Source organism: Candidatus Hydrogenedentota bacterium, from assembly GCA_016791475.1.
Classification (GTDB): domain Bacteria; phylum Hydrogenedentota; class Hydrogenedentia; order Hydrogenedentales; family JAEUWI01; genus JAEUWI01.
This window is the reverse complement of sequence record JAEUWI010000023.1, coordinates 65,853-76,679: the sequence shown is the minus strand read 5'-3', so window position 1 is coordinate 76,679 and position 10,827 is coordinate 65,853. Positions and strand designations below refer to the sequence as shown.

General features: G+C 62.7%; 7 protein-coding genes. All 7 read left to right on the top strand.

The genetic code is table 11. The features are described from left to right. Positions 1–41 precede the first annotated feature (41 nt). The 7 genes from JNK74_13980 (at position 42) to JNK74_13950 (ending at position 10,815) form a co-directional block, all read left to right on the top strand. A complete protein-coding gene (locus JNK74_13980) occupies positions 42–2,102 on the top strand; it encodes a methyl-accepting chemotaxis protein (GenBank protein ID MBL7647291.1) in 2,061 nt (686 codons plus the stop codon). Positions 2,103–2,288: 186 nt separating this feature from the next. Continuing rightward, entirely contained in the window at positions 2,289–4,337 is a 2,049-nt protein-coding gene (locus JNK74_13975; protein ID MBL7647290.1) for a methyl-accepting chemotaxis protein, read from the top strand. A 61-nt stretch (positions 4,338–4,398) separates the two neighbouring features. Further along, entirely contained in the window at positions 4,399–4,857 is a 459-nt protein-coding gene (locus JNK74_13970; GenBank protein ID MBL7647289.1) for a purine-binding chemotaxis protein CheW, read from the top strand. A 92-nt stretch (positions 4,858–4,949) separates the two neighbouring features. After that, complete coding sequence (locus JNK74_13965; GenBank protein MBL7647288.1) at positions 4,950–6,053, top strand: chemotaxis response regulator protein-glutamate methylesterase; 1,104 nt, start codon at positions 4,950–4,952, stop codon at positions 6,051–6,053. Then, positions 6,053–6,892, top strand: a complete 840-nt coding sequence (locus JNK74_13960; GenBank protein MBL7647287.1) for a protein-glutamate O-methyltransferase CheR — start codon at positions 6,053–6,055, stop codon at positions 6,890–6,892. The genes JNK74_13965 and JNK74_13960 overlap by 1 nt, the downstream gene beginning before the upstream one ends. 145 nt (positions 6,893–7,037) lie before the next feature. After that, positions 7,038–8,252 carry a hypothetical protein gene (locus JNK74_13955; GenBank protein ID MBL7647286.1) on the top strand — a complete coding sequence of 405 codons (1,215 nt, stop codon included), beginning with the start codon at positions 7,038–7,040 and terminating at the stop codon, positions 8,250–8,252. 214 nt (positions 8,253–8,466) lie between these two features. After that, on the top strand, positions 8,467–10,815 hold the full coding sequence (locus tag JNK74_13950) for a serine/threonine protein kinase (protein MBL7647285.1): 2,349 nt from the start codon (positions 8,467–8,469) through the stop codon (positions 10,813–10,815). Positions 10,816–10,827: the final 12 nt, after the last annotated feature.

The window sequence follows — 10,827 nt, the reverse complement described above, 5'->3', positions numbered from 1 at the left end:
GAGTGACGTGTGATGCTTATAACTTGAGAGGAGGAGCGGCCATGCTGAACCTTAAAAACCTGACAATCAAAAAGAAACTATTGGGGTCCTTCGGCATCTTGGTACTGGTCAGTCTCGTACTGGGCGGAATCGCGTGGTATGAGGGGTGGGAAAATCGGAGCGTGCTTACGGAAATCGCCGACGTACGGCTGCCCAGTATCACGGGCCTGGCGGAGATGGAGCGCGGGCGCCTTACCATCGATATCGTCAAAGAGGCTCTGGGCAACAGCCTTACCGATCCGGCCGGTCGTGAAGAGTTTCACGCGGCGATGAAAGAGGCGGAAACCAGGATTTCCGCCGGGCGAACGCTATACGAGCCCCTCCCCCAAACGGTTGAGGAGGCTGCGGAGTGGAAAAAGTTTGTCCCCGCCTGGGATTCGTGGTGGAAGGCGCATACGGACTATATCGCGGCGGAGCGGAAATTTGCCGCCTTTGATGTCATGAATCCCGCCCTGGTGCAGCGCGATCTGGAGAAGTTCCGGGGCGCCCATTTCAAATTGCAGATGGACCTGCTCGAATTGATCGACGGCAGCGCCACGATGGAAGGGGGCGACGACCCCACGGTGTGCGGCCTGGGAAAATGGCTGCCCGAGTTCAGCACCACGAATGCCGATCTCGCGGCGCTCGTGGAATCCATCAAGCCCAGCCACGACAAGACCCATGAACTTGTCCGCCAGGTGAAGGCTTTGGCGACCCAGGGTGATGCCGAGGGCGCCCGCTCCCTGCTTCAGGGAGACCTGCGCACCTCCATCGGCGAGACCCTTGCAAAATTCGACGGGATCATCGCCAAGGTGGACGAGGCCAACGTTTTGCTTGCCGATATGGCGGCGGCGATGGAGGTGGTGGACAGCGTTTCGCCCGCCGTGGAAACGGGTATGGACGAGTTGTTGAGAATCAATTTCGAAGTCGCCGATGCACAGGCGGATGGCGCTCGAAATCGAGCCGAGATCCTCGAAATGGTCAGCCTCACGGCCCTGGTTCTCGGCGTGCTGATAGCGATCGTGCTGGGCCTGGTCGTCAGCCGCTCGGTGACGTTGCCGATCACGAACGCCGCCGTCATGCTGAAGGATATTTCCGAAGGCGAAGGCGACTTGACGAAGCGCCTCATCACGCCGAACAACGACGAGATCGGTGAGATGGCGAAGTATTTCAACAACTTCGTTGAAAAGCTTCAGGGCATCGTCGGACAGATGGCGAACAACGCGTACGCAGTCGCGGCCTCCGCCACCCAGTTGTCGGCGGTGAGCGAACAGACCGCCGGCAATGTGCAGGTGCTTTCCAACAAGACCTCCACCGTGGCGGCCGCCGCGGAAGAGGCGAGCGCCAACACCCTTTCGGTGGCGGCGAGCATGGAAGAGGCTTCCATCAACCTGAGTTCCGTGGCCAGCGCGACCGAAGAGATGAGCGCGACCATCGGCGAGATCGCGTCCAATTCCGAGCGCGCGCGCATGATCAGCAACGAGGCGGGTCAGCAGGCGGCCTCCGTTTCCGCCATGATGCAGGAACTTGGCCTGGCCGCCCAGGAGATCGGCAAGGTCACTGAGACGATTACGGATATCTCGTCCCAGACCAATCTCCTTGCGCTAAATGCCACGATCGAGGCGGCCCGTGCCGGTGCCGCGGGCAAGGGCTTTGCCGTGGTGGCCAACGAGATCAAGGATCTGGCCCGCCAGACGGCGCTGGCGACGGAGGACATCAAGGCGAAGATTGCGGGCGTCCAGGGTTCGTCGGGCAGCGCAATCTCGGATATCGAGAAGATCACGGGCGTCATCGGCGAGGTTGGCCACCTGGTGTCCGGCATCGCGGCGGCGATTGAAGAGCAGGCCGTGGTCACGAAAGACGTGGCGGGCAACATCGCCCAGGCCTCCGCGGGCGTACAGGAGGCCAACGAGCGGGTGGGTCAGACCGCCTCGGTGTCCAAGATGATTGCGGAGGATATCGCAGGCGTCAGCGGCGCCGCTGCGGAAATTCGCGCGGGCGGGGAGCAGGTCCAGTCCAGCGCGGCGGGTCTTTCCGAAGCGGCGGCCCAGTTGAATGCCCTCGTGGGCCAGTTCAAAGTCTGAAGTTGAATTCGGTGAACGCCGGGTCGGTCTGCTGGGAGGCGGCCGTCCCGGCGGCTCCGGAGGGGTAGGTTTTCGCCATGTGGCAGCCATGGCGCGAACCCTGTACACCACACCGCGTGTGGAGGAGATCGTCGGGACTGTGTCGCTGAAACGTACTTAAGTGTCTAAATGGAAGGAAAAAACTCAATGAAGCTCGCGTACCGAAGTTTACTGATGATCGCCGTTGCAACCTTTCCGTTGATCATCGCGTTGCTCTACTTCATGGTTACGGGCATCAACAAGGACATAGCCTTCGCGCGCCAGGAACTGCTGGGGAACGCCTATCAACGGGCGCTTGAGGGCGTGCTCGAGCCCGTGCTCAAACTCAGCCTGGCCCGAGTACATGGAGAAAAATCCGCAAGGATTGCGGGCGACATCGACGGTGCCTTTACCAACCTGATCGCCGTGGATGGCGAGTTGGGCGAGGCGCTCGATTTCACGCCCGAGGGGCTGGCCCAGCGCAAGCGCCAGCACGCGAGCGCGGCGGCGGTCGCCGCAAAATGGGACCAGATCAAAGGGGCGGGCGACGGCATGACCCCGGAACAACTCGCCGGGCTCGTTGCCGATCTGCGGACGATGATCACCCACGCGGGCGATACCTCCAATCTCATTCTGGATCCGGATCTCGACAGTTACTATCTGATGGACGTTACCCTCATCGCCATGCCCCAGATGCAGGAGCGCATCGCGCGGATCGGAGTGGACATGCGCGCGCTCTTTGAGGCCGTGGAGCTCACCCAGGAACAGCGGATTGCCCTCGCCGTCCAGGCGGCCATGCTGCGCGAAGCGGATATCGCCCGGATTCTGGCCGACATGGACACGGCGCTGAATGAGGATGCCGGCGCGAATGGGGTGAGCGAGACCCTGGCCACGAACCTGCCCACGGCACTTTCAGGCGCTGTGGATCCCGCCCTGGCCCTGGCGGAGGCCCTGGAGGCCCGCGCCGACGGCCGAGGGGATACGAGTGCCGAAGTCTTCTCGGAGCTTTGCGAGAAGGCGCTCGAGCAGAATTTTCGCGGTTGGGACGTGGCCGTCGCGGAACTGGACAGGCTCCTCGAGATCCGCATCGCGTCGCTGCGCTCCAGCGGCCTCTTCGCCCTCGTAATTCTATTGATTGGCGTTTCCGCGGCCATCGGACTGGCCGTCGTGATCAGCCGGGGCATCACGCGACCGATTCGCAATGTGGCCGAATTGCTGAAGGACATTGCTCAGGGTGAGGGGGATCTGACGAGGCGGCTCAATCTTTCGAGCCGCGACGAGATCGGTGAGCTGGCCTCTCACTTCGACAGCTTCGTCGAAAAGCTTCAGGGTATCGTCGGGAAGATGGCGTCCATGACCCACGCCGTCGCATCGTCGGCCTCGGAATTGTCCGTGGTCAGCGAGCAAACATCGCACAGTGTGCGTCTCCTTTCCGATCGGACGGCGACGGTGGCGGCGGCGGCCGAGGAGGCCAGCGCCAATACCCTCTCGGTGGCGGCGAGCATGGAGGAGGCCGCGACCAATCTGACGTCGGTGGCCGGGGCCACGGAGCAGATGAGCGCCACGGTCGGCGAGATCGCATCCAACGCGGAGCGCGCCCGATCAATCAGTCTCGACGCGGCCCAGCAGGCGGCCACGGTCTCCCGGATGATGCAGGAACTCGGGCGTGCCGCCCAGGAAATAGGCAAAGTCACGGAGACGATCACGGAGATTTCCTCCCAGACCAATCTCCTGGCCCTCAACGCGACCATCGAGGCCGCGCGCGCGGGCGCGGCGGGCAAGGGCTTTGCCGTCGTGGCCAACGAGATCAAAGAGCTTGCCCGGCAGACCTCGCAGGCGACGGAAGACATCAAAGGCAAAATAGACGGTGTCCAGGGTGCGTCGGGCACGGCCATTGCCGACATCGAGCGAATCACGGCGGTCATCGCCGAAGTGGGCAATCTGGTTAATGGAATTGCGGCGGCGATAGAAGAGCAGGCCGTCGTGACGAAGGATGTGGCGGGAAACATTTCGCAGGCCTCGGCCGGTGTACAGGAGGCCAACGAACGCGTGGGCCAGACGGCGTCCGTGTCGCGGCTCATGGCGGAAGACATTGCCGGCGTGAGTCAGGTGGCGGTGGAGATACGGGCGGGTGGCGAGCAGGTCCAGGCGAGCGCCTCCGGACTTTCCGAAGTGGCCGCCGAACTCCGCGCACTCGCGGGCCAGTTCAAGGTATAAGATCGGCGATTGGGTCCCGCACGGGGCCTGTAAGTCGCCTGGAGAAAGGAAAAGGCAAACCATGGAATACGATGGCGAAAATGGGGATGGCATGTTGATCACCGGTTTTTCGGTGAGCGATGCGTCTTTTGGCGTGGATGCGCGGCTGGTGCTCGAAGTGGTGAAGGTGGGGGAGCTCACCCACGTCCACGGCGCGCCGCGCGATGTGGTGGGAATCCGCAATCTGCGCGGCCGGATCGTGACGGTGATCGACATGGCGGCCCACCTCGGGCTGGGCAGCGTGGCCATCGGGCCGGACAGCCGCCTCTTGATCATGGAGAATCAGGGAGAGTCCTTTGGTTTTCTGGTGGAGGCGGTTACCGATGCGCTCTCTATTGAGGAGCAGGGCCTGAGCGCGCCGCCGGCCAGCCTCGATCCCGTGTTGCGCGGTCGCTTACTCGGTGTGTGGCGGGAGAACGACCGTCTCACTGCGGTGCTGGATCCCGCGACCTTGTTCCGCTGGGAGGAGTCGCCCGTGTGAGGGGGAGCGGCGCGTGATGCGCCACGCCAGTTTGAAGTTGTGATCGATGCGGGGGTCCGGCGGGCCGGGCGCCGTTGATACTGCGGGAGTGGATTGAATTGAGAGTTGTAGTTGCGGATGACGCCATACTTTTTAGACGCGTAATGGAGCAGGTGCTGGGTTCCCTGCCTGGCGTGGAGGTGGTGGGGCTCGCCCAGAACGGAAAAATCGCCCTCCAGAAGGTACAGGAGCTGAAGCCCGATTTGCTGACGCTGGACATGGAGATGCCCGAAATGGACGGGCTGGCCGTGCTGGATGCCTTGAAAGGCGTGCCGGGCGCGCCCGCCGTGATCGTGGTGAGCGCGCTTACGCTCCACGGCGGTCGCTTGACGCTTCAGGCGCTGCAACGCGGCGCGTTCGACTTTATCACCAAGCCCGACGAGGCGGGCGCGGAGAAGAGTCGAGAATCGCTGCGCCAGGAACTCACTCCCCGGGTCAAGGCCCTTTCGCTCCGCCTGGGCGTGCGCGGGATCCTGCGCGGCAACACCACGACAACACCGCCGTCTCCGCCCGCGCCCGCCATCGCCGCCCCCGTGACCGCAGTTCCGGCCCGAGGTGTTCCCGTGACCCAGAAACCGGAAGCAGTGCTAATCGGCGTTTCCACGGGTGGGCCCAATACCCTGGCCACGCTGCTGCCGGCGCTGCCGCCGACCCTGGGCGTTCCCGTACTCATCGTTCAGCATATGCCGCCCCTCTTCACCCAGTCCCTCGCGGAGAATCTGGACGCGAAGTGCGCCCTGCGCGTGCGGGAAGCGACGCACGAGGAGATCGCGGAGCCGAACACGGTCTACATCGCGCCCGGGGGACGCCAGATGCGCCTCGCACCGGGTCCGGATGGTCGGAAGATCATCCAGATTACCGATGATCCCCCCGAGAACAACTGCCGACCGGCGGTGGACTATCTTTTCCGTTCCGCAGCCATGCACTTTCCGGGGCGATCGATGGCGGTCATCCTGACGGGAATGGGGAGCGATGGCACCCTGGGCCTTCGCCTGCTCAAGCGGCACGGCTGTCATGTTATCGCGCAAGATGAATCGAGCAGCGTGGTCTGGGGCATGCCCAAGGCCGCCGTGGAGGCCGGGGTGACCGACGTCGTGCTGCCCCTGGACGCCATCGCGGGCAAGATCACGTCGCTGGTCCGTGGAGGACTTCCGTAATGGCCGTGCAACTCACGAAAGATGAACTTGCCGCGTGGAGCCGCTTCGTCATGGAGCTTTGCGGTATTTATCTGGATGGCTCCAAGGCCTATCTGATCGAGACGCGCCTCTCCGTGCTCATGCGCGAGACCGGCGCGGCCAACTGGTCCGAGCTGATGTATAAAGTCAAAGGAGACGCGTCGGGAGCCCTGAAGCGCAAGGTAATCGACGCCATCACCACCAACGAGACGTCGTTCTTTCGCGATACCTCGCCCTTCGAATTGCTGCAGCACAAGCTCTTCCCGGAACTGATAGACCGGCGGACGAAGGCCAATTTGAAGCCGATTCCCATTCGGATTCTCAGCGCGGCCTGCTCCACGGGCCAGGAGGCCTACAGCACCGTCATCGTGCTGAAGGAATTGCTGGGAGATTTCCGGGGCTATGACATCCGGATCCTGGGGCTGGATATTTCCGACGCCGCCGTGGCTCAGGCGAGCTATGCCCACTATCTGCGCTCCGACCTCGATCGGGGCATGAGTCCCGACAAGCTCAACAAGCACTTTGAGCCCGTGGGCGATCGATGGAAAGTGCGGGACGAGCTCCGCGCGACCACCACCTTTCGCCGGGCCAACCTGCTGGAGCCCGTACTCGCCACCGCCCCCTTCGACATCGTATTCTGCCGCAATGTGGCCATCTATTTTACCGAGCCCGACAAGATCAAGCTGTTCCAGAATCTGGGTCGGGCGCTGGCGCGGGATGGCGCACTCATCATCGGCTCCACGGAGTCCATTACCGGGCTCTGTCCGGAGTTCGAGCCCCAGCGCTATCTCCGCTCCGTGTTCTACCAGAAGAAGGCGTAGTCGGCGATCGCGTGGCTCACGCGATTCCTCCGGCCCGGGGGCGCCGCGTACTTGTTATTGAAGCTCGGGCTTATCAATAATTCGGGCCAATCGCGCGCTCCAAACCGACGCGCTGGTCCCCGGTCCCTGCTCGGAGCTTCACCTCGTGCCCTCATCCCACAGCCTGGCAAAACACGCCCGGGTCGTCCTGCTGCTCAATATCCTGTACAACGTCGCGGACGCGCTCTGCAGCGTATTCGTCGGCGTCTATTTCTATATTCACAGCCTGCGTTTCGAAGTCGTCTGTTACCACTACCTCGCCCTGTACTTTGTCACCCCCGTGGTGTACCTGCTCTCAGGATGGTACGCCCAGCGCTTCGACCGCCTCCACGTCTTTCGATTTGGCGTGGCGTTTCACGCCATCTACTATGGCCTCCTTCTCTACCTTCAACAGGACGCCGCCAACCACGCCGTGGCCCTCGGCTGCGTGCTCGGGGTCGCCTGGGGGCTTTTCTGGGCCGGGAACAACACCTTCAACTACGACGTGGTCAATGCCGCCCAGCGCGACTACTTCTTCGGATGGCTCAACGCCGTGACCGGCGCGTCGCGCTTTGCCGCTCCGGCGCTGAGCGCTTTGATTCTCTACCTGGTTCCCGGCGAGGAGCGCGGCTACTACGTGCTCTTTGCCACGGCGGTGGGCCTCTACCTGTGCAGCGTCGTCGCAAGCGCCTGGGTGCCGACCGACAGCCAGTGCCGCCCCTTCCACCTGGCCCGGGCGCTCTTTCCCGGGCGGGAGCAGCGGGACTGGCGACTGGTCATGTGGGCCTCCGTGACCCAGGCGGGATCCTTTCATATCTTCTACATCCTGCTCGGCCTGGCCATGTATATGAAGACGGGGAACGCGGCCACGGTGGGCGCCTTTACCTCCTTCCAGTACCTGGCGGGCATTGCCGTCTCCTTCTATGCCGGGCGCCGCGTGCGGCGGGATACCCGCAGGGCCTACATGTTCTGGGGCACCGTTTCACTGGTGGGCGCCGGAGCCATAATCGGCTGGGAAATCAGCGTTCCCTCGCTCATACTCTTTGGCTTCATCCGTTCCATCGCGGAACCGCTTTACATGATTCCCTACTCCAGCATTCGTCTCGACATCATCGATGGCAGTGTCCGCGATCCGGCCGAGCGGATTGAGTACATGTGCGCGAGCGAGGTGCCCCTGGCGATTGGGCGGGTGCTGATGATGGTACTGTTGCTGGTTCTTTCGGGTACCCTGGACGAGCTCGGGCTTCGAATCGCCCTGTTTTTACTCTGCGCGAACCGGATCGTAACGTACCTGATAATTGTGCGAACAAGTGTGGTGCAAAAGGGGGCCATAATGGTATGATATTGATGGAGGAGGGGCCTTGACAGTCCAAGGTCTTGCCGGAGCGGTGTGCTTGCCGAGCCGGTACCCAAGAACGACCTCCTGTTCCGGGAATGCTCGGACCTAGGGGGTACGGGGCGAAGCAGTGGCGACAAAACGTTCCACAATTGAGCGGTACAGTGTCACATGTAAGTGTGGCAACGTGATGCGTGTGCGTAAGCGGCATTTCGGTCGTATGTGCCGTTGTACCGTCTGCGAATTTCCCATTTATGTGACCATCAACAGCGTCACGCCGCCGGTGCACCCCGAGGACAAGAAGGAATTCCATCACTACGACGCCGCCTCCATCCCGTTTAAGTGGGAGAAGGGCGATCTGCTCATGGAGCTCTACGACGTGCGCGATGAGCTGGGGCGCGGAGGCATGGGGGTGGTTCACCGGGTCCACCATCGCGGCTGGGGCATTGATGTTGCCGTGAAGAGTCCAAAGGAGCGGCTGGTGGAGGAGCGGGGCTGGGTGGCGACTTTTGAGCACGAGTGCGAGACCTGGGTGAATCTGCCGCCCCACCCGAATACCGTCATATGCTATTGCGTGCGTCGCCTCGGCGATATTCCCCGGGTGTTTGTGGAGTATGTGGACGGCCCGGATCTGGGGAACATGATCCGGGACAAGAGCCTCTACCGGGGATCGCTGGAAGAAAAGCTGCACCGGATGTTCGACATTATCATCCAGGTGTGCAAGGGCTTGAACCACGCCCATGTCAACGGGGTGGTCCACCAGGACGTGAAACCGAAGAATATTCTGGTGGCGAAGACGGGCGAGGTCAAGGTGACGGATTTCGGCCTGGCGCGGGTGGGTGTGGCGGAGCGGGACCCCGGTTCGAGCAGCCCGGGGAAACTGATTCGCTGGGGGCCCCTGGGCGGGACGCCCGTATACAGTTCGCCCGATTATAAGCGCCTTAACGAAGTGACGGCCCAGAGCGATGTGTGGAGTCTGGGGCTCGCCATCCTGGAGATGTTCAGCGGAGAAGTTTTCTGGCACGACGGCCAGGAGGCGCGCTCCACGATGAAGACGCTGCTCCAGTATGGCGCGCGCTATCCGGAGGTGCCGCGCATCCCAAAGTCGCTGGTGCCGGTGCTCGAGCAGTGCTTCGAGGTGGAGCCGTCCGCACGTCCGGACGGGATGCTCGGGCTGGCGCGGCTGATCGAGGAGGTGTACCGCAAAGAGATCGGGCGGGTCTATCATCGATCCAGCCATGACCTGGAAGTGCACAGCTTCGATCTGATGAACAATCGGGCCGTTTCGCTGGCGGACCTGGGTCAGGCCTATGAAGCCGAGGCCCTGTGGACTGAAATCCGCGGCGCGGACCCCAATCACATCGAGGCGCGCTACAATCTGGCGCTGCACCAGTGGCGCGTCGGCAAGATTTCCGACAACGAAGTCGTCGCGAAGTTGTATCGCCTCTGCGCCCTCCACGAGGGCCACTGGATGCCGCCCTACCTGCTGGCCCGCGTGCTGGTGGAGCGGGGCGACGCGGCGGCGGCCTGCACGGTCCTGGACAATCTCAGCCCTGCGGACAAGCGGAGCCGCGAAGTGGCTTTTGGCATAGCCGTATCCCACGAGCGCATGCCCAAGGACAAAAAAAAGATCTGGGAACTCCTCGCCCATTCGACGGCGCTCACCGCGGTCCATCTTTCCAACGATGGCAGCCATTTTCTATCGGGTTGCCTGGCGGGCAGGATTCGTTACTGGGAGCGCCACGAGCACCGGCTGCTCAGGACCCTGGAAGGGCACACGGGGGCGGTCAACGCCTTCGCGGTGCGCCGCGCCGAGACGATTGCCTTTTCCGCCGGCGCGGACGGAACGATCCGCCAATGGGATCTGGCCCGGGGCGAAGGATTGCGTGTACTCGAAGGACACGAGGGGCCCGTGCTGAGCCTCGATCTCTGCGACGAGATGCGCGTGCTTATCTCGGGTGGACAGGATGGCACCGTTCGCCATTGGGATCTGGCCACCGGGGCCTGCGTGCACACGTGGCACACCCAAGACTCGCCCGTGTTCAGCCTGGCGGTAAGTTCCAACGGTGCCTACGCCATCTCGGGCCATGAGTCGGGCAATCTCGCGGTGTGGGATATTCGAGACGGGCGACTTTTAAAGCGATACACCCAGAACAAAGGCCCCGTCGTCTCCATGGCGGTGAGCCATACCCGCCCCTATGTCGTTACTACGAGCGGGCGCAATATCCGCGTGTGGAATCTGGGCCGGGGCGAGATCATCCACACCCTGCGGGGCCACAAGACCGACGTGCATGGCGTCTGCATCGACCAGATGAATCGTTACATCCTGTCGGCCTCGGCCCAGGGCACCTTGAAGATGTGGGACATGAAAACGGGTCAGTGCATTCGAAGCCTGCAGGGGACGGCTCCGGTTTCGCTGAGCCAGGACGGTCGTTATTGCCTGACCGGCGATGAAGCGGGTGTGCTCAAATGCTGGCAGGTCCATCTGGACGAAGCGCCGCTCATCGCGCCCTTCGTAATCTGCCGCGATTTCATGAAGCGATCGGAGATTCCCGAAGTGGAGGTCTGAAGGCTTCCGGCG

What these genes read in the sequence shown, in the direction of transcription:
- JNK74_13980 (MBL7647291.1), top strand. Translation starts at nt 42, where the DNA reads ATGCTGAACCTTAAAAACCTGACAATCAAAAAGAAACTATTGGGGTCC.
- JNK74_13975 (MBL7647290.1), top strand. Translation starts at nt 2,289, where the DNA reads ATGAAGCTCGCGTACCGAAGTTTACTGATGATCGCCGTTGCAACCTTT.
- JNK74_13970 (MBL7647289.1), top strand. Translation starts at nt 4,399, where the DNA reads ATGGAATACGATGGCGAAAATGGGGATGGCATGTTGATCACCGGTTTT.
- JNK74_13960 (MBL7647287.1), top strand. Translation starts at nt 6,053, where the DNA reads ATGGCCGTGCAACTCACGAAAGATGAACTTGCCGCGTGGAGCCGCTTC.
- JNK74_13950 (MBL7647285.1), top strand. Translation starts at nt 8,467, where the DNA reads ATGTGCCGTTGTACCGTCTGCGAATTTCCCATTTATGTGACCATCAAC.